General features: G+C 45.2%; 17 protein-coding genes and 1 tRNA gene. 14 read left to right on the forward strand and 4 right to left on the reverse strand.

The window, feature by feature from the left end; genetic code table 11:
• The first annotated feature begins 42 nt into the window (after positions 1 to 42).
• Positions 43 to 177 carry a hypothetical protein gene (locus BLR32_RS34500; RefSeq protein ID WP_262487430.1) on the forward strand — a complete coding sequence of 45 codons (135 nt, stop codon included), beginning with the start codon at positions 43 to 45 and terminating at the stop codon, positions 175 to 177.
• Positions 178 to 302: 125 nt separating this feature from the next.
• Positions 303 to 1205 carry an alpha/beta hydrolase gene (locus BLR32_RS21040; protein WP_218124230.1) on the forward strand — a complete coding sequence of 301 codons (903 nt, stop codon included), beginning with the start codon at positions 303 to 305 and terminating at the stop codon, positions 1203 to 1205.
• 203 nt (positions 1206 to 1408) lie between these two features.
• Here the strand turns inward: BLR32_RS21040 and BLR32_RS34640 are convergent, their stop codons facing one another.
• Together BLR32_RS34640 and BLR32_RS21050 are read right to left on the reverse strand one after the other, a co-directional pair.
• Positions 1409 to 1540: an alpha-L-fucosidase gene (locus BLR32_RS34640; protein ID WP_089834830.1), complete on the reverse strand. Its 132-nt coding sequence runs from the start codon at positions 1538 to 1540 to the stop codon at positions 1409 to 1411.
• 98 nt (positions 1541 to 1638) lie between these two features.
• Entirely contained in the window at positions 1639 to 2508 is an 870-nt protein-coding gene (locus BLR32_RS21050) for a helix-turn-helix domain-containing protein (protein WP_089834831.1), read from the reverse strand.
• A gap of 190 nt (positions 2509 to 2698) precedes the next feature.
• On the opposite strand from BLR32_RS21050, the gene BLR32_RS21055 reads away from it, so the two are divergent.
• From BLR32_RS21055 to BLR32_RS21070, 4 genes are all read left to right on the forward strand, one after another.
• Positions 2699 to 3847: an FAD-dependent oxidoreductase gene (locus tag BLR32_RS21055; RefSeq protein WP_089834832.1), complete on the forward strand. Its 1149-nt coding sequence runs from the start codon at positions 2699 to 2701 to the stop codon at positions 3845 to 3847.
• Between the two features lie 24 nt (positions 3848 to 3871).
• The gene (locus tag BLR32_RS21060) at positions 3872 to 5119 is read left to right on the forward strand and encodes an MFS transporter (protein ID WP_089835077.1); all 1248 of its coding nucleotides are present in this window, start codon (positions 3872 to 3874) and stop codon (positions 5117 to 5119) included.
• A 73-nt stretch (positions 5120 to 5192) separates the two neighbouring features.
• A complete protein-coding gene (locus tag BLR32_RS21065) occupies positions 5193 to 5834 on the forward strand; it encodes an NAD(P)-dependent oxidoreductase (RefSeq protein ID WP_089834833.1) in 642 nt (213 codons plus the stop codon).
• Positions 5827 to 6504: a PDDEXK nuclease domain-containing protein gene (locus BLR32_RS21070; RefSeq protein ID WP_089834834.1), complete on the forward strand. Its 678-nt coding sequence runs from the start codon at positions 5827 to 5829 to the stop codon at positions 6502 to 6504. The genes BLR32_RS21065 and BLR32_RS21070 overlap by 8 nt, the downstream gene beginning before the upstream one ends.
• A 3-nt stretch (positions 6505 to 6507) precedes the next feature.
• Here BLR32_RS21070 and BLR32_RS21075 read toward each other — a convergent pair.
• Positions 6508 to 6581, reverse strand: a tRNA-Asp gene (locus tag BLR32_RS21075).
• A gap of 216 nt (positions 6582 to 6797) precedes the next feature.
• On the opposite strand from BLR32_RS21075, the gene BLR32_RS21080 reads away from it, so the two are divergent.
• From BLR32_RS21080 to BLR32_RS21115, 8 genes are all read left to right on the forward strand, one after another.
• Complete coding sequence (locus tag BLR32_RS21080) at positions 6798 to 7388, forward strand: RNA polymerase sigma factor (RefSeq protein WP_089834835.1); 591 nt, start codon at positions 6798 to 6800, stop codon at positions 7386 to 7388.
• Between the two features lie 79 nt (positions 7389 to 7467).
• A complete protein-coding gene (locus BLR32_RS21085; RefSeq protein ID WP_089834836.1) occupies positions 7468 to 8655 on the forward strand; it encodes a FecR domain-containing protein in 1188 nt (395 codons plus the stop codon).
• A gap of 300 nt (positions 8656 to 8955) precedes the next feature.
• The gene (locus tag BLR32_RS21090; protein WP_089834837.1) at positions 8956 to 12312 is read left to right on the forward strand and encodes a TonB-dependent receptor; all 3357 of its coding nucleotides are present in this window, start codon (positions 8956 to 8958) and stop codon (positions 12310 to 12312) included.
• 21 nt (positions 12313 to 12333) lie between these two features.
• Complete coding sequence (locus BLR32_RS21095) at positions 12334 to 13872, forward strand: RagB/SusD family nutrient uptake outer membrane protein (protein ID WP_089834838.1); 1539 nt, start codon at positions 12334 to 12336, stop codon at positions 13870 to 13872.
• Between the two features lie 38 nt (positions 13873 to 13910).
• The gene (locus BLR32_RS21100; RefSeq protein WP_089834839.1) at positions 13911 to 14768 is read left to right on the forward strand and encodes a cupredoxin domain-containing protein; all 858 of its coding nucleotides are present in this window, start codon (positions 13911 to 13913) and stop codon (positions 14766 to 14768) included.
• Between the two features lie 97 nt (positions 14769 to 14865).
• The gene (locus BLR32_RS21105) at positions 14866 to 15723 is read left to right on the forward strand and encodes a glycoside hydrolase family 16 protein (RefSeq protein ID WP_089834840.1); all 858 of its coding nucleotides are present in this window, start codon (positions 14866 to 14868) and stop codon (positions 15721 to 15723) included.
• Entirely contained in the window at positions 15720 to 17177 is a 1458-nt protein-coding gene (locus tag BLR32_RS21110) for a glycoside hydrolase family 30 protein (protein WP_089834841.1), read from the forward strand. The genes BLR32_RS21105 and BLR32_RS21110 overlap by 4 nt, the downstream gene beginning before the upstream one ends.
• A 21-nt stretch (positions 17178 to 17198) precedes the next feature.
• Positions 17199 to 18656 (forward strand): glycoside hydrolase family 30 protein, encoded by a 1458-nt coding sequence (locus BLR32_RS21115; protein WP_089834842.1) that lies wholly within the window; start codon positions 17199 to 17201, stop codon positions 18654 to 18656.
• A 203-nt stretch (positions 18657 to 18859) separates the two neighbouring features.
• On the opposite strand, the gene BLR32_RS21120 is transcribed toward BLR32_RS21115, so the two are convergent.
• On the reverse strand, positions 18860 to 20491 hold the full coding sequence (locus tag BLR32_RS21120; RefSeq protein ID WP_089834843.1) for a RagB/SusD family nutrient uptake outer membrane protein: 1632 nt from the start codon (positions 20489 to 20491) through the stop codon (positions 18860 to 18862).
• Positions 20492 to 20511: the final 20 nt, after the last annotated feature.

The following is a 20511-nucleotide window of genomic DNA, read 5'->3' on the forward strand; positions in this document are numbered from 1 at the left end:
TGGTTGAACCATCTGACACAGGCAGGAAAACCACTCCCGCCTTTGAGCTGGCGCTTTCTTATTCTTGTCGGGCAAACGGCATTATGCACAATCACCGGAGGGAATGGTGCAGGTAAAGGAAAGGCAACGCTGTTCACAGACGGTGTAAAAAGTGAGCTGTTTTCAAAACAGTTCTGAACACAACGCAACAAAAGAAGCTTGATCTTACTTTGAATGCAAGTGGAGGATTTGTAATGGTGCTGGAATGATTTAAAGATCCAGGGCCCACTGTTTTGGAACATATAAAATTGACCTTATAAAAAATGAGTAACAGGCATTTGTTTATTTCGATCGTATTTATTATTGCCGGCCATATCTGCCGGGCGCAAACAGAGACGGGTTCATTTAAAACGGACACTATACCCACTTTCCCTGATCCGCCTGCCGGATTTAATAAGCAGCATAGTAATGTACCCCGCGGAAAATTAGGAGTGGTTCAGTACAGCTCAAAAACGCTCGGAAAACTCCGGGAAATGAGCGTGTATACGCCCCCGGGATACTCTGCTGATAAGAAATATCCGGTGTTATACCTGTTGCATGGTTTGGGCCAGAACTATGGGCAATGGACTGAATGGTGCCAGGCAGATAACGTTGTAGACAACCTGATCGCAGAAGGTAAAATTCAGCCTGTAATAATGGTTTTTCCCAACTGCGATACTAAGCTCACCGTAACAGATACAGCGGCTGCCGGCCGTTCGGGGAGAGCAGATAATTTTGAGGGTTACGGAAAACCATTTGAAGAGGATTTGTTGAAAGATATCATTCCCTACATCGATTCACATTATTCCACTATCAGCAGCCCGAAACATCGTGCATTGGCAGGTTTGTCAATGGGCGGCGGCCAATCGTTAAATATAGGTTTGCATCATCTGGAAACATTTGCCTATGTAGGTGGATTTTCTTCGGCGCCTAATACGAATACGTTTGGTAATATGTATACAGATGTGCAATTTATTCCGGATATTAACGCTGCCCGGAAAAATCTGAAGCTGCTGTGGATAGGATGCGGGAATAAAGATGGCCTTTGGCGGATCAGTGAAAAGGCCCATCAGTACCTTAACGAAATTAGTTTTCCCCACGTTTGGAATGTAGACACGAATGGACATGACAATACGGAGTGGGACCGTAACTTGTATCTGTTTTCACAACAGATTTTTAAACGTTAATAAGAAAGGTAAATATATTAAAGATGGGAAAATTCCTCCTTTACGGCATTGCGCTGCCTATTCCCTGCAGCACTTAATGCCGCCATCAGATTACCGGCACTCGTTGGCAGCAACATGGTGCTGCAACAGAATGACAGTGTAACCATCTGGGGGTGGGCAAACCGCCAAATGGATAGGGGCCTATTTCAAAGTTAGCTTCACGATCATGTCTTCAGCTTCCCATATTCAGATGTATCCATCCGTTTGTTGAACATCGCCCATTCGCCCTCGCCTAGAACCGAGTACAGTCCAAAATGAATAAACAATCCAAACTTGGAATCTTTCCACCATTGCAGGTCTTCGCAAAATTACCCTGTTTATCCCGGGACAGCTTCCTCAAATGTTACAATTAATGGTATAGGATGTTGCAGGTGAAACATCATTGAAAGATCTATCATATAGACTGAACACGATACCGCAAGGGTGTAATACCCCTTTGTGCTTTAAAAATTGCGATAAAGTGACTTGGATTAGGATAACCAAGTCGGTAACTGATCTCGTTTACACTCAGATCAGTGAAATGTAATAAACGTTCTGCTTCCATAACGCAATGCTCCTGGATAATTGACATCGTGGATCTGCCAGTAAGTTGCTTCAAGGTATCATTGAGATGAGCGGTAGAAATAGCAAGCCTTTTTGCATATTCGGACGGCTTCTTCCACTCGTTGTAATGCTGGTAAAGCAAGGCCAGGAATTGCTGTTTAATTTGTTGTGGCCTGTTATTTTTTCGACTCCCTGTTTCCGCAATATGCAAAGCAAGGCCATTTATAATGTGTAAAACGCCGGTTAATATCGCTGCAATTGCTTTATGCCTGGTATCCGAAGGTTGTTCATACAGCGCCTGTATTACCGTTAATAATTTTTGAACTTGCCGGAAGGCTGCATCAGATGGAGATTGATGCATCGGCAAAAGATATTTGCACCTGGAGTCCAGGTCGTTTCGTAATTGTGGATCAACTAAAGCCGGATCAAAATCAATGATCCAGCCAGATAATGGTGTTTGCGGTGTAAGCAGGTGCACTTGTCCGGGAAACACAACCATTAAAAAAGGGCCCTCTGACTCGATTTTCTCAAAATCAATATTTCCGCCTAGTTTTCCCTGCTCTATAATAACCAGCATGTAGTGATCATCACGATGAGGGAAAGCAATACTGTGCTCACCGGCAACCTCAGTGCCAGGATCGAGTTTATTCAGCTTTATTCCTTTGGATCCTGAATCGGCCATGCGGAACTTAGGAATATGCACAATCTTATTTTTTGCCATTTTTTGCCAGTAGCCAATTGTTTAAATCACTGCCTCAAAAGAGAATGTGGGTTATAGTTGTTACTTATCGTACAAATGTATTATAAATCCGCGATTCCTGATATAAATGCCCGTTATCCTGATGTTTTCAGGTTAATGGTCCCTCTATCTTTGCATTTAGATAGTACAAACATTAAAGAATATAAAAGTAATGGTAGACAATTTCAATAACCCTGGAAGGGCGAAGCTTCGAGTAGTTATTGCAGGGGGAGGTTTAGTGGGTATGACAGCCGCAATTGCTTTCAAGCGTTTAGGGGCAGACGTATGTGTCCTTGAACAGGCTTCAGCAATCAGAGCAGCCGGTGCCTCTATAAACCTATGGAAAAATGCATTAGATGTATTTGACGATCTTGGAATCGGTGAGCAGATCCGTTCCATTGGAGCCCCTTTAGAAGCATGGTTTCACAACGCTTCCGGGCATCGCTTCCGGGCTGCTGGTTTTGATCCGGAAGATTATGCATTCACCCTCTTTTCAAGACCCATATTGAATACTATACTTGGTGATGCGGTTGGACAAGAATATATTCTGTTAAACAGTAAACTGGCAAGTTTTGAGGAAGGAGCCAATAAGGTAACGGTTACATTGACAGATGGCAGAAGGGTTGAGGCCGACCTTTTAATCGGAGCGGACGGGGTATACTCTACGGTGCGCCAGCAAATGCTACCAGGGTATCCTGCAATGGAGCATAAAGGCCATCATGTCTGGAGGGCTGTGGTTCCGTTAGATGGTCAGCAAATTGATAATACGATCCTAACCGTAGGGGCTGACCGTACCAGGGGCGGATTAGCCAAAACTTTCGACGACCAGGTATTCTGGATGATCAACCAGTTTAACAGCGCTAAACCTACAGGAACGAAAAAAGAAGAGGCCTTACGTCGTGCCCGAAACCTGAATGATGGGAAATGGGGCGAATCGCTTATCAGATTGATCGAATCGACTCCCGAAGATAAAATCTTGTTTAATCAGATCCTGTATGTCCCTGAGTTGCCTTTTTGGGTATCAACGCGTGTAGCACTTATTGGTGACGCGGCACATGGCCTTTCCCCTCACATTGCGGCAGGTGGTGCATTAGGTATCGAAGATGTGATGGTGCTCACCAATGCTATAAAAGCCGAACCCGATTTGGCTGCTGCCCTTAACCGCTATCAGAAGCAGCGGATGCCTTATTTTGAGACAGTACGCAGGTTTTCGAATGATGTGGAACAGTCCAGGGATTATAAGGATTTTGCCACACGATACGCCGCGTTTACGCACTGGATGCTCAATGAGGGTTATAGTGCTGCGCGATCGTCACAATAGTAAAATTAAATGGCTTTCTTAAACATGCAAAGTCTGAAACATCATACTTTTCGCGCTTTCCAAAATCGGAACTTCACCTTGTTCTTCATGGGTCAATCACTATCACAAATAGGCACATGGACGCAGCAGACAGCGGTTATATGGATTGTCTATACGTTTACCCATTCCTCTTCCATGATAGGTGTGGCAGTGTTTGCGCAACTATTTCCCTCATTTCTGCTTTCTATTTTCGGAGGTATAATTACTGATAGATATAACAGGTATAAAATTTTGATTTTTACCCAAATTGCAGCAATGATACAAGCAATATTCCTTGCTGCGTTGGTGTTCACTAATCATTATGTTATATGGCAAATACTTTTGCTTAGCATTGTTCTTGGTGCGATTAATGCGCTTGACGTACCGGCCCGGCAAACGATCGTACATGAAATGGTTAATAACAAAGCAGATCTGACCAATGCTATTGCGCTTAATTCTGCTATGGCAAATTTGGCCAAGCTTACAGGGCCGGCATTATCGGGGCTAATCTTGCAGCGCTTTGGTGCAAGTACTTGCTTTATTATAAATGCCGGAAGTTTTATTGCGGTGATCATTTCCCTGCTACTGATGAAGCTTCCAAAGTACCAGCCACCTCCGGTAAAGAAAAAAGTAATTTCAGAATTGGCAGAAGGATTCAGCTATCTCCGGCAAACGCCTGCCATTTCCATGGTTATCCTGCTGATTACTTGTCTGAGTATGCTGATCTTACCTTATGATACGCTGGAGCCAGTCTTTGCTAAGGTAGTTTTTAAAGGGAACGCCGCAACTTACGGCTATATCAGCAGCAGCATAGGCCTTGGTGCGTTGATTGGTACACTACTGATAGCCTCAGTTCCCAACGGCTTCGATCTGATAAAAATTGTACTGGCAAGCATCTTTACAATGGCCATCGGATTGATCCTGTTTTCTCAAACCAGAACGCTAAGCCTGGCACTACCATTTGCTTTGATCCTGGGTGCAGGCTCCATAACTCCAATATCAACAAGTATCACGATCATTCAAACGGAGACGCATCCCCGGATGAGAGGTCGTGTTATGGGTTACGTCGTATTAGCGTTCTTCGGAATGTTACCTCTTGGAAGCTTACTGATAAGTACACTTTCACAACAAATAGGAGCGCCGATGACTATGTTGTGTCAGGGAATAGCAGGTCTTTTGATCGTTGCTGTGTTCTATAGACTGTTTAGAATAAACCGGCTAAGTAGTGCTGATACAAGCTTAGATGTAAATTGAATATGGCGATTATAATTTTCTCTGTTACATATATTTTACTTACCTGATAAATCAATTTTTTTAAAAACTTATAATGAAAATAGCGATCATAGGTGCTTCTGCAGGAATAGGTGCAGAAGCTGTAAAACTCGCATTGGAGCGTGGGCATTCAATCAGGGCGCTTTCAAGAAACAATGCATCTCTGCCCGAACATGAGTCATTAACTAAGATAACCGGCACTGCATTATCAGCGGGTGATCTTAAAGAATCTATTGCCGGAACGGACGCAGTGATTGTGACCGTTGGAACTAAAAAGAAAAAAGGAACGACCTTGTTTTCCGATCTGGCTAAAACCTTGTTAATGGTCACATCGGAATTGAACTACATGGGGGCAGTGATTATAGTCACCGGCTTTGGCACTGGCGAAAGCGCTCGTTATTTAACCTTTTTTCTGCGCCTGGTCATCAATCTTTTTCTAAAGGATCAATATAAGGACAAGACACGTTTGGAGAAAATAATCTCTGAGAGCTCTATGAACTGGGAGTTTGTGAAACCTGGAATGTTAACTAATGGACCACTAACATCAAACTACAAGGTAATAAGTAAACTATTTAAAGGAATAAAAATAAGCAAGATTTCCAGAGCAGATGTAGCAGACTATCTTGTCAAAGAAGCAGAACATTCCAAATTTTTACATTGTCATGTTGCGTTAACAGGTTGTAAAGAAATTGTCTGACCAGCTGATAGAAGCCTTTGGCAAAGGGTGGGATGACAAGACGCTGCGGCATTGTCTCCGCTGTGCAGAGACTTTCTCCGAAGCACAAATTGTCTCCGCAGTGCAGAGACAATTAAGCTGGACACATATAAAATCAATTGTTTATCTCAAAGATGAGCTACAACGTGAATTTTACCTGACAATGGCGTCAAATGAAAGATGGAGCAGCCGCCAACTGCAGGAGCGGATAAATTCTATGTTGTATGAGCGTACAGCTATTAGCAAGAAGCCAGAGTTAATCATTCAAAATGATCTTGAACTCTTACGGAGCAATAAAGAAATGACAACGGATCTTACATTTAAAGATCCATATATTCTGAATTTTTTAGGGTTACAGGATAGCTATAGCGAAAGAGATCTGGAGCAAAGTATTATATATCAGTTGCAGTTATTTATTTTGGAGCTGGGTAATGACTTCGCATTTTTATCCCGGCAAAAACGTATTTCTATCGATGATACCGATTATTATATAGATCTTTTATTTTATCATCGTAAGTTAAGACGTCTGGTCGCAATAGATCTAAAGCTGGGTAAATTTGAGCATGGCCATAAAAGCCAAATGGAATTATATCACCATAAAAAAGTGGGTACAATTAAGCACTTTTGCTCGATTATACCCACTTTTACTTAGTTGCGGACCAGACGGGACTCGAACCCGCGACCTCCGCCGTGACAGGGCGGCATTCTAACCAACTGAACTACTGATCCTTCCCGTTTGTCGGGGGTGCAAATATATGAACATTTATTTCAATTGCGCAAATAAATTATGTAGAAATATTTACAACTCTGAAATCCCCGCAACAGATATGCGTAAAAAGTACCCTTCCAGCGCCTGTCTGCATGAAATCCTGACTAATTTGTACATTTACCACTTTTCTTTAGATTTACACCATTTAGGGGGTTCCTACTAATGTACAATTTGATATGGATCGTATGCCATCCGAGGAAGAGGTGTTGTTAAGGATGAAGCAGGGAGATGAGTCTGCGTTCACGAAGATCTACCGGCACTATCACGCCTCTCTTTACATCTATGTATTGCGGTTTTGCAAGGTTCCTTCGCTTGCAGAAGATCTGGTACATGATGTATTCCTCAAGGTATGGGAGATCAGGGATCGTATTAACCCGGAACTGTCCTTTACAGGATATTTATACAGGATCGCCAGGAACCATGTTATAAAGACGATCGACAAACTCGCCACTGATAAAGTGCTCAGAGACCAGTTATACAACCAGCTGAATGAAGCCGCCGGTACCCAGCCGGAACAGGAGGTGCGGGCCAGGGAATATGAACGCTTATTCCAGGAAGCGCTGGTAAGAATGCCTCCCCAACGGCTGAACGTATTCAAATTATGCCGGCAGGAGGGGAAAAGCTATGACGAAGTAGCCTTTTTGCTGGGTATTTCCAGAAATGCCGTTAAGAAACATATGGTCCTGAGCATGCGCTTCATATACGATTATGTGCACCGGCATGGCGATATTCTGCTCGCCATTTACCTCGCCGGAAAAATTCTTTAACTTTTTTTTAAGATGGAGGTACCCTGTTTGATGATTTGCGGATAATATATACAGTACCCGCAAAAGGTGCTTATCATTTATGTCATCATCCACGGACCACAACGAAAAACTTTTGCAAAAATACCTTGACGGCCAATGTACTGTGGCCGAAATCGAGGAATTATACGCCTGGCTTCAATCGACCGGTTCCCACCGTTCCCTGCTTGCAGCTATGCAGCAGGAGTTCCAAAAGACCATGGGAGAACACCATGAGATCCCTTCTGAAGTGAGCGACAGGATAGAAACAAGACTTTTACAGGATATATCCCGCGGGAAAGTGGTGAAATTCCGGCAGCGTACCCGCATACGCTGGGCTGCAGCTGCTGTAATACTGGTGCTGCTGGGAAGTGGCATGTATTATTATATGAGCGCCGTCTCGTCCCGCAAGACGTTTACCACAAGTAACAATGCGGTGGCTGATACCGGAGATATTGCGCCAGGTACTAATAAAGCTATACTGATACTGGCCAACGGCGATGTGGTAACGCTGGACAGCGCCGGTAATCAGGTGATCAACCAGGGGCAGACCATCGTTCGCCAGAAGAATGGACAGCTGGAATACGCCGTACAAGGCAACAGTGATGCCGTTGTTTATAATACGCTGACCGTGCCAAGGGGAGGTCAGTTCAATATCGTATTGCCCGATGGCAGCCGTGTATGGCTGAATGCGGCCTCCAGTATGAGATATCCTACCGCCTTTAACGGCGATCATCGGGAGGTGGAATTACAGGGACAGGGCTATTTTGAAGTGGCGCCTAATGCCCGCCAGCCATTCTTCGTAAAAGTGAACAATCTTGAAGTACAGGTACTGGGTACCAGCTTTGATATTATGGCCTATGCCGACGAAAAGAGTATCAATACAACACTGGTTGAAGGACTCGTAAACGTAAAAAATGGGACAACTGAACAACGACTGAAACCAGGACAACAGGCCATCGTGGACCCGGCTACCGGTAGCATGGTAGTAAAACAGGCAGATGTTGATCAGGTAATTGCCTGGAAAACAGGCTTTTTTGAATTCGACAACGCCAGCCTCGGAGCTATTCTACGTCAACTGGCCAGGTGGTATGATATTGACATTAGTTACAACCAGACGGGAAATGAACGGCTCTTTGGGGGACGTATTAGCCGGAGCTTACCTCTATCTGATATTCTGCATATGCTGGAAGCAAATGGATCTACATTCTTACTGTCAGGAAGAAAGCTAACTGTTACATCGGGAAAGTAAAGCCTGTACTGTACTGAATCCACGTAAAAACAGACAGGGATATTATTCAAGTAAAAACGATTACGTTATGGAATTAGTAACTGAAACAAATTAACTAAAGAAGCGGATTGTCCCATGAAACAAAAACCGGAAGCGCTTGCAACACTTCCGGCAGACTTGTCCGGGACATTCTGAAAAACCACGTCACGTTAATAACTATTGATCTTCTAAATTCCCAAACACTACAAAAGTATGCATTTAAACTTTAGTGGTAGGGCTTTCTGTGCGCAGACGCCTCTACCAGCCAAAATTGTCACCGTTATGAAACTAACCACCTTTTTGTTGCTAGTGGTTTGTTTGCAGATCAGCGCAAAAGGGGTATCGCAACAGATCTCTATATCTGAAAAGAAAGCTCCCCTCAAGAAAGTGCTTCGCCAGGTAGCACGTCAGGCAGGAATTTCTATAGTGTACGATGAAACATTACTCGCAACGGCCAGTCCGGTAACTATCGATATTAAAAACGCTACCGTTAAAGAAGTGCTTGATATCTGCCTCAGCAATCAACCATTTGCCTATACTATCGATGGCGCCCGCATCATCGTAAAAAGCCTGCCAGGAGATAAACCTGCGGCAGATACGACCATCAACGTGACCGGAAGGGTGACGGATGAGAAAGGGGAGCCTGTTCCCGGTGTAAGCGTTCGCGTAAAGAACAGTTCCATCGGTACTGCTACCGATCCGGACGGCCGCTTCAAACTGAAAGCACCTGCCGAAGGATCACTGGTATTCAGCGCCCTGGGGTTTGCGACCTATACGCAGGCCGTGGGTAATGGCAACCTCTCCATCAGACTGAAAGGTTCTGAAACTTCCCTGACCGAAACCGTTGTGGTGGGTTATGGTGTACAGAAGAAAAGCGTGGTAACCGGCGCTATCACCAGCGTGAGAGCTTCCGACCTGGAAAGCCAGTCTATTACCCGTGTTGAAAGCGCCCTGCAGGGTAGAACTTCCGGTGTTACCATTGCTTCCAGCTCTGGTCAGCCAGGTTCAGGGTCTTCTGTAAGGGTAAGAGGGATTACCACCTTCAACAACAACGATCCGCTGTGGGTCGTGGATGGTGTTGTGGTGGATAACGGTGGTATTGGTTATCTCAACCAGTACGATATCGAGTCTATCGAAGTACTGAAAGATGCGGCTTCCCAGGCTATCTATGGTGCACGTGCTGCAGCAGGGGTTATCCTGGTCACTACCAAGAAAGGTAAAGCCGGAAAGCTGAGCGTGAACTACAATGGTTATTATGGCACTTCCGCTCCTGCACGTAAGCTGAAACTGCTGAATGCCACTCAGTATGCCACCTTAGTCAACGAAGCCTCTATGGCCGGCGGAGAAGGCATTAAATATGCCAATCCTCAGTCTTTAGGACAGGGCACTGACTGGCAGGCACAGATCTTCAATAACAATGCTATCCGTCAGAATCATGAAATCAGTGTTAGCGGTGGTAGTGAGAAATCTACCTTCTACTCTTCCTTCGGCTATCTGAACCAGGAGGGTATTGTTGCTTCTGACATCTCAAAATACCAGCGTATCAACTTCCGTCTGAACTCTACACATAAACTGTCTGAGTGGGTAACTTTCGGCCAGAACGTCGGATATGCATACGATAAGTCTATCGGTCTGGGTAACACAAATAGTGAGTTTGGCGGTCCGCTGGCATCTGCTATTAACCTGGATCCGATTACTCCGGTTACTATCACCGATCCTGCGGTTGCAGCGACATATGATCCAAGAGTACCGAAAGATGCTAATGGGAATTATTATGGTCTTTCAAACGCAGTATTCCAGGAGATTACCAATCCGCTGGCATATATAGCTACCCGTAAGGACAACAGGTATAACTGGTCTCATAATATCGTAGGTAATGCTTACCTGGAAGTATCGCCGATCAAAGGTCTGAAATTACGCTCTACCTTAGGTTCCAAGATCGCTTTCTGGGGAAGTGAGACCTTTACGCCGATATCTTATCTTAACTCATCTACCATCTCTTCCCGTAACAACTTTAACCGTGGCTATAACAACGGTTTTAACTGGAACGTGGAAAATACCGTCTCCTATACGAAAGCATTTAACAAGCATAATGTAACCTTGTTAGTTGGACAGGGTGCGTATGTTGATAACCACACCAGGTCAAGTTCTGTGACCTTCTATGACCTTCCTGTAACCAGTTTGAAAGACGCATCACTGAAGTATAGTGTACAGCCATCTCAGAAGGACGCAAGCGGTAGTGAAAGTTCAGATCACAAGCTCTCATCTCTGTTTGCACGTGTGAACTATAACTATAATGAAAAATATCTTGCAGAGGCTATTGTCCGCCGTGATGGTTCCTCCCGCTTCGGCGCCAATAAGAAATATGGTATCTTCCCATCCTTCTCACTAGGTTGGGTGGCTTCCAGTGAAGGTTTCCTGTCGGGTAACGAGATCATCAACTTCCTGAAGGTTCGTGGTGGTTACGGTGTGGTAGGTAATGACAATATCGGCGACCTCTTATTCCTCTCTACTGTTGGCGGAGGAAGGAACTATAGCTTTGGAACAGGCGACTCATACGTGGTTGGAAACAGTCCTAATGCGCCTCCCAACCCTGATCTGAAATGGGAATCCACCAGCCAGACAAATATCGGTTTTGAAGCAACAGTGCTGAACGACATTACCGTGTCATTCGACTTGTTTAGAAAGGCAACGAAAGACATCCTGCAGTATCCACGTATCCCATTCTACGTAGGGGCCATCTCCAATCCTGCAGCTAACGTAGCTGATATGGAAAACAAAGGCGTGGAACTGGAACTGGGTTATCGGAAGAAATTTGGCGACGTTAATTTCGCTATCAATGGTAATGTTTCCTACCTGAAGAATAAGGTAACCAACCTTGGTCGTAATATTGCCTATCTATCCGGCGGAGAATCCATTCAATCTACCAGCAAGCCAATCACACGTACTGCTGTTGGACAGGCATATAGTTCATTCTTTGGTTTCCAGACCAATGGTATTTTCCAGACACAACAGGAAGTAGATGCTTATGTAAACAAAGATGGTACGAAAATTCAGCCTGGTGCGGTACCTGGTGATTTCCGTTGGGTAGATCTTGATGGCAACGGCAAAATAGAATATGAAGGTGATCGTAAGTTCCTGGGTAATCCTACTCCAAGCTGGACATATGGCTTTACAGTGAATTCCGGTTATAAAGGCTTTGACCTGGTATTGTTCGTACAGGGGGCCGCTGGTAACAAGATCTTTCAGGGGCTGCGTCGTCTGGATATCCCGACCGCCAACTGGCAGACCAAAGCATTGGGTCGCTGGACAGGTCCAGGTACAAGCAATGACTATCCACGTCTGACTACAAAACCAGGTAACGACAATAATAACTTCACGAACCCATCCAATTTCTATCTGGAAAGTGGCAACTATGCAAGGATCAAATCCCTGCAGATCGGTTACAATCTGCCTGCTTCCCTGCTGAAGAAAGCATACATCGAGAAATTCCGTGTTTACCTGATGAGTGAAAACCTGCTGACCCTGACTAAATATAGCGGTTACGATCCTGAAATTGGTGGTGGTGTATTCAGCATCGACAGAGGTATCTATCCGCAGGCACGCTCCTTCATGGTAGGTGTAAATGCTACGTTCTAATTATTTAAAGCTGATAACAAGATGAAAACAAGACAAATTCCATATATAATTGCCATGGCCATGGGATTAAACCTGGCTGCCGGCTGTAGCGACAAATTTCTCGAAATACGACCAATAGGTACTGACCTCGAAGCCAACTATTACCGTAATGCAACAGAAGCCTATAATGGCCTGGTGGCAGTATATGATGTGGTAAGCTGGCAGGGTGGTGGCTATGTTACCAAAGTAGGTGCTATGGATGCCGGTTCAGATGACCATCTGGCCGGTGGTGGTGGTGCGAGTGATGTGACTGCCTTCCAGGTATTTTCAAAATATACACTCGCTCCCGATCAGGGCCCTCAGGAAGAGCTATGGAAAAAAGGTTATGCTGGCATTTTCCGTGCAAACACGTTGTTAGGCAAGCTGCCTAATGTTCCTATGGATGACAATCTGAAGAAACGTTTTGTCGCTGAATGTAAATTCCTCCGGGCATTCTTCTATTTCGACCTTGTGCGTTTATTCAGAAATATTCCCTTGCTGACCACATCCGTAACTGCTTCGGAAATGTACAATGTGGTACAGTCTCCTCCTGCTGATGTATACAATCTGATCATCCAGGACATCAAGGATGCTATTGCAGAGCCTAACTTCCCTGATCAGGTGCCAGTAGATTCACTGGGTGGACGTGCTACGAGAGGTGCTGCACACGCACTATTGGGTAAGGTATACCTGTACCAGGAGAAATGGGCGGAAGCTGCTGCAGAACTGGCAGAGGTAAACGGTACACCAGGACAGACAAGCCCGAAATACGGTTATAAGCTGCTGGCCAATTATGCTGACCTCTGGAAATTCAACGCCAATAAATTCAATAGTGAATCAATATTCGAAGCAGCGTTTAGTTCTAAATCAGGTGGTAACTGGAATTGTGTAGGGTGTACCGAAGGTAATGTATTGAACATCATGGTAGGCCCCAGAGGTTATACTGCTTTGAAACCTACTGCACCCCAGATGGTATCCGGCTGGAGTTTCCTGGTTGTTACAAAAAGCCTGTTTGATGCTATTCACTTTGATCCGCGTTATAATGCTACCGTATTAAACATGGATAGTCTGAAGGCAAACGGTATCGCCAGCTATTCTCCCGGACATGATGATACCGGTTGGTTCCTGAATAAATTTGCCGCGAAAGTAAGTGATAAATCTACCGGTCCTGGTAACATGGAGCTGAACTTCCCGCAGAACCTGTATGAGATCCGTCTGGCAGATACTTATCTGATGGAAGCGGAAGCGCTGGTGAAATCAGGTCAGAGCGGTGGTGCAGGTTCACGTGCATATGAATTATTGAACGCTGTACGTGCACGCGTAGGCCTCAATCCTATTGAGGCAACAGATGATAACATCTTCAAAGAAAGACGCCTCGAACTGGCTGGTGAAGGTCACCGCTGGTTTGACCTGGTACGTACCGGCAGAGCGGCAGCAGCACTGGGCGACCGCGGTTTCAAAACAGGTAAACATGAAGTATTGCCTATTCCATTACTGGAACTGGAGAATACAAAGCTTCAGCAAAATCCTGAGTGGAAATAAGCGTATTAACAGCATTCATGATCTAACAAACAGCACTAATGAACTTTCTGTATATAAAACATACACGTACTATAGCAATGGCCGCTCTGCTGGCCGGCGCTGTTTCCGCCTGTACGCCGGAATCATCTGATAATGAACTAGGCCCGCTGCCTACAGCGTCTTTCACCGCTGAGCCACTGAACGGCAACCCGAATAAGATCGTTGTAAAGAATACAACACAGGGGGGCTTTCTCTTTGAATGGACAGATGATGCAGGACATAAATCCAAACGTGAAACTGATACGCTGAGCTTTTTCCAGGCCGGAAAATATAAGATCCAGTTTACAGTATTCACCAGCGGCGGATATGCAAAAACAGCTAAGGAAATTACTATCGCCCAGAATGCTGAAACACAGGATATCCTGCAGGGTGGTAATATGGAAGCAGGTAGTGAACAATACTGGACACTGTTGAACACCGGAGGTACACAGACCAGTATCAAAATAGAGAATGGAAAAATGGTCTTCAGTAATACCGGCAACAGCAATGGCGCTATCTATCAGAAGGTGACTGTAAAGACCGGTAAATCCTATGTTTTCTCAGGACGTGTTCAGGGTAGCGGCGCTACTAATTCCTGGTTTGAAGTTTACATTGATGCAGCTGTGCCTAAACAGGGTTCGGACTATAGCGGAAATAAGTTCATTTCTCTGAACACCTGGTCCGGTTGTGGTACTGTAGCGTTTGACAACGATCTTGCTAAGATCGGTTGTGATGGTACTGGTAAAGATAAAAACGGTATTATGACCTTTACTAAGGCAGGAGATATTTATATTGTGATTAAAGCAGGTAGCTCCGGTGGTACATTGGGAACCGGCGGTATCACTATCGACGATGTGAAATTCCTGGAAGAGAAATAAAGCCAATTTTTTGGATTAGGAATTGCGGATCGGGAATAGGGTGCATAGCTTGGTTCCTGGTCCCAATTCCTAATTTTTTATCTACTAAAGATCGCGTATGAAAACATTGAAATTCCTTCCTTTCCTGTTGCTGGGCTTTAATATTCTTTCCTGTTCAGGAAAAGGCGACAAGGATACTACAACGAATCCTGTAAGTCCGCAGGGGCCGGTAGACAAGCACTGGACTTTTGAAACAACGCCGGTATGGGCAGATGAATTTGATTATACCGGACTGCCTGACAATACCAAATGGGGATATGATATCGGTGGCGGTGGATGGGGGAACAATGAGCTGGAATATTATACCAACAGCCTTGACAATGCGTCAGTAGGTAATGGTAAACTAACCATCACAGCTAAGAAAGAAGTGAAGGAGAACCGTAACTATACCTCCGCACGACTGGTAACTAAAGGGAAAGGCGACTTCCTGTATGGCCGCTTTGAGATCAAAGCAAAACTGCCTGCCGGTAAAGGTACCTGGCCTGCTATCTGGATGCTGCCTACCGACTGGGCATACGGAGGCTGGCCAAAATCAGGAGAGATCGATATTATGGAGCATGTAGGATATGATCAGGATGTGATCCATATCACCGCGCATACAGAAGCTTATTACTTCAAAATAAACACACAGAAAACAAGCGTTAAGAAAATACAGAACGCCAGTACAGAATACCATGTGTACAGAATGGACTGGACGCCTTACGCACTGCGTGGCTATATCGACGATCAGCTCATCTTTGAGTTTGCTAATGAAGGAAAAGGCTACCAGGTATGGCCTTTCGATAAGAAATTCCATCTCCTGTTGAATATTGCTGTTGGCGGCGACTGGGGCGGCGCACAGGGTATGGACGAGTCCATTTATCCGGTAACAATGGATGTGGATTATGTAAGAGTTTATAAAATGATTGAAAAATGAGATGCTTTAATAAAACATCGATCAGCCTGGCTGTATTGCTGATGACAGGTCTGATCTCCTTTGCAGGTTGCAAAGATAAAAATGGGGGAGAAGTGCCCGACCCCACTGTTGACCCACCCATGGCCGATACCACAGATGTAAATATGTGGCTGACGACCGGAGATAAAACAGTGCTGTTTAAAAAACAACAGGTAAGACTGCTCTTTAAAGACACAACCAATATCTATCCTGATATTAAAGTAGATGATGCACAGGCATATCAGACCATAGACGGTTTCGGTTATTGCCTGACAGGTGGCAGCGCCACGCTGATCAATTCTCTTTCTGCAGATGTACAGGATGCGTTATTGAAAGAACTGTTCCTGACAGATAGTACACATATCGGTGTGAGCTATCTGCGTGTGAGCATTGGCGCTTCTGACCTGAGCGCAGCGCCTTTCACCTACAATGATCTTCCTGCAGGTGAAACAGATGCCAGCATGGCGAAGTTCAGCATTGACATGGAAAAGAAAGACCTGCTGCCTGTACTGAAGAAAATAGTTACCCTGGCGCCCAATATCAAAATACTGGGATCGCCCTGGTCTGCTCCTTCCTGGATGAAAACAAACAACGCATCCAAAGGCGGTAGTCTGAAGCCTGAATACTATGCTGCCTATGCTTTATATTTTGTGAAATATATCCAGGCAATGAAGGCAGAAGGTATTACGATCGATGCTATTACGCCGCAGAATGAGCCCTTACACGGCGGTAATAACCCCAGTATGGTCATGCAGGCCAATGAACAGGCTGACTTCGTAAAGAATCACCTGGGACCTGCTTTTAAAGCCGCCGGTCTTACTACAAAAATCATCGTATACGACCATAATGCAGATAAGCCTGAGTATCCTGCCGCTATCCTGAGCGATGCAGCTGCTTATCCTTATGTAGATGGTTCGGCCTTTCATCTGTATGGTGGCAGTATCACCGCACTGACGCAGTTGCATGATGCTTACCCTGAAAAGAATATTTACTTCACAGAACAATGGGTAGGCGGCCCCGGCAACTTCGCAAATGACCTGAAGTGGCATGTGAGCACGCTGATCATTGGTGCTACACGCAACTGGTGCCGTAATGTGCTGGAATGGAACCTGGCTGCCGATCCAAACTATGGTCCGCATACAGACGGTGGTTGTACTACCTGCCTCGGAGCATTAACAATTGGTTCCGGAGTAATTCGTAACGTTGCATATTATATCATCGGCCATGCCTCAAAATTTGTGCGCCCGGGCTCAGTGAGAATTGCTTCCAACATCACGAACGGATTGGACAATGTGGCGTTCAAAACCCCTGATGGCAAGAAAGTGCTGATCGTCGTAAACAGTGGTGCCACGCCACAGACATTCAATATCCAGTACAAAGGAAAACTAGTGACCAGTACCCTGACCAATGGTGCAGTAGCTACATATATCTGGTAAACGCTAACATCGTATTTATAAATGAAAAAGTTCGCATTGATAGGGCTGTTGCTGGTGATTTACACCGGCTACGCGAAGAGCGAAGCCCTGACAAACAGAAAAGATTCCACCACGCGGAAAGGTATTACTGTGTATACCACTGCAGAGAATACCAAACTGCGTTTGACGGAAACAGGCACCTTGTCTTTTGCTCCCATGAAGCAGCCGCTGGAAACAGAAGTGTGCATCTTTGTAGATCCCACAAAGCGTTTCCAGACATTAATGGGAATAGGTGGCGCATTGACGGATGCTGCGGCTGAAACATGGGCTAAACTTCCCAATCAGAAGAGAGCAGAACTGGTAAAAGCCTATTATGATCCTGTGAATGGTATCGGCTACACACTGGCCAGGACCAATATACAGAGCTGTGATTTCTCCAGTGACACCTATAGCTACGTAAAGGAGAACGACAGTCTGTTGAGAACATTCAACGTTGAACATGATATGCAATACCGCATCCCGTTCATCAAAGCTGCTATCACCGCTGCGGGTGGCAAGTTGCCATTGTATGTAAGTCCCTGGAGCCCTCCGGCCTGGATGAAGGACAACAACGATATGCTGCATGGCGGAAAACTGTTACCACAGTATTACCAGTCATGGGCTAACTTCTTCGTGAAGTTTATCAGGACTTACGAGTCACTGGGTATTCCTGTTTGGGGCCTTTCTGTACAGAATGAACCTATGGCAAAACAGAAATGGGAATCCTGCAACTACACTGCTGAAGAGGAAAGGGATTTTATCAAACGTTATCTCGGCCCGACCTTGCAGAAACAGGGACTGGCTTCGAAGAAACTGATTGCCTGGGATCATAACCGCGACCAGGTATATCAGCGCGCCAGCACCATCCTGGAAGATCCTGCTGCAGCAAAGTATGTCTGGGGCATTGGCTACCACTGGTATGAAACCTGGACCGGCAGCACCATGATGTTCGACAACGTACGCCGGGTAGCAGAAACTTTTCCTGACAAGAACCTGATCTTTACAGAAGGATGTATCGAATCTTTTAAACGCGAGCGTATCAATGAATGGTTCATCGGTGAACGTTATGGACACTCTATGGTGAATGACTTTAATAATGGCACTGTTGCCTGGACAGACTGGAACATCCTGCTGGATGAAAATGGTGGTCCAAATCACGTTGGTAACTTTTGCTTTGCACCAGTGCATGCCGATACAAAGACAGGAGAACTGATCTACACCAATGCTTATTATTACCTGGGGCATTTCTCTAAATTCATACGCCCGGGTGCAAAACGTGTGATCGCTTCTTCCAACAGAACAGATCTGCAAACAACAGCCTTCGTTAATAAAGATGGTAAGCTCGCTGTGGTGGTATTGAATATGTCTGGTAAAGAGATTCCATACAAATTGTGGATCAAAGGTGAAGCCGCTACTGTAAGCAGTTTACCGCATTCTATCGCAACGCTGATAATAGACTAGGTTAACCATTTATATATGAAAAAGGCCTCCTGAAAAGGGGGCTTTTTCATTTGCGTACCTATACAAAAAAACAGCCGCCTCAAATGAATTGAGACGGCTGCTATTCTTCACTCTTAAGCCCAGTCAGTAATTCTTAATACTCAACTGTTGGTTTCCATTTATAACTGATACATTCACAAGATTGACATTCTTAACAACCAGCATTATTGTACATCCCACCATAATCTGGTAGCTCCGTTGTCAGGACCTTTCAGCAGGGAGATAGCCTTGGTTACTTCCGCACTGTTGGTGTTATACTCATTCTGAGGGAAAGGTAAGCGCCTGATCTGAACATCGCTTTTGATCACACCACCGCTGAAGTTGTTCACTACAGGGAAGAGTTTAGGATAACCGGTACGGCGGAATTCTGTCCACGCTTCCTGTCCTTCAGGAAACATAGCGATCCATTTCTGTGTAATAAGGCGTTCCATTTTTGCTTCGGGAGTAGCTGCGTTATCCCATTTGATAGTGATGGCAGATGGAGAAGGCGCATTGTTCGCGGCGTTCTTTGGATCTGTAAAACCGGCCGGAGTGCTGGTGTTGTCAGTGAGATAAGCGCCGGGAGTTGCTCCCCATTGTTCCATAGAGGTAGTGATACCCTGGTTGTACAGCGTCTCAGCATCACCACCTGCATTTGCCCAGTTACGCAGTGCTGCCTCTGCTCTCAGGAAGTATACTTCTGCTGCAGTCATGATCTGTACAGGAGTAGTGATAGAGAAAGAAGGTGTACCGTTTGTCAGGTTCAGAGAGGAATATCCGGTATAGTCGCTTTTGGACACATTACCATTGATAGAGCCTATGCGGATACCCTGATAACGGGATGTGAAAGTGGTATCAGTAGACTTGTCAAAGTATTTACCGATACGCGGATCGTTGTACCCGCTCATATAAGATTGAATGGAAGCACCGATACGGATATCCAGCCAGTTCTGTGCGATAAACACCAGTGGGTTACTGAAACCGGCGCCCAGTACTTTTACCTTCATGTTACCTGTATTGCTGGTGATCACACCGCCATTGGCAGGGTCCAGGGCTTTTTCAGCCTGTTGTTGTGCCAGTGCCGGCGCAACCTTCACAATGTGCATAGCCAGGCGTAAGCGGAGGCTGTTTGCGAATTGCAGCCATTTAGTGGAATCACCGTCATATACCAGGTCGAACTTAGCAAAGGAGAAAGGTAATGGCTTTAAGCTACCGTTGATCTGGGCACGCAGGTTATTGGTTGCACTGTCCAGTTCCAGGAAGAAACGTTTGTACACGTCTTCCTGGCTATCATACGGAATCGCGCTTTTGCTGGTACCCACCTGGCTGTAGGGGATAGGTCCGTAGATGTCTGTAACACGGCTCATACCGGTTACCTGCAGTATCTGAGCTACTGCCCACACCGCAGGATAAGCGGTATCTACCCCATTTCTACGCAACCTGTTTACAGAAGCCATGATGTTCAGGTAACCTACCTTGAAAGGTTCGCCATTCCAGCCGCTGATAAGAGAGTAAGACAGGTTGTTTTGTCCGCCGTTAAATGGATTGGGGGACATAAAATAGCCTGAATAGCAGTCAGCATTCAGATTTTGTTGTAACTGGTAAGAGTTAGGATCTCCACCATCAGAAAAATTGATGATAGAACGCTGTGCTCTTGTGAGGAAAGCGCCGATATCGTTAAAATCTCCTTTCAGGTCATCCGGGGTAATGCCGGTATTGTCTTGGTTATATACGTCAAAGTTCTTTGTACAGGCACTGGCTCCCAGCAATACTGCTGCCACAATAGCCCACATGCTTTTTATATAGTAACGTTTCATTTTCTTCAGTTTAATGGCAA

Source organism: Chitinophaga filiformis, assembly GCF_900102545.1.
Classification (GTDB): Bacteria; Bacteroidota; Bacteroidia; order Chitinophagales; family Chitinophagaceae; genus Chitinophaga; species Chitinophaga filiformis.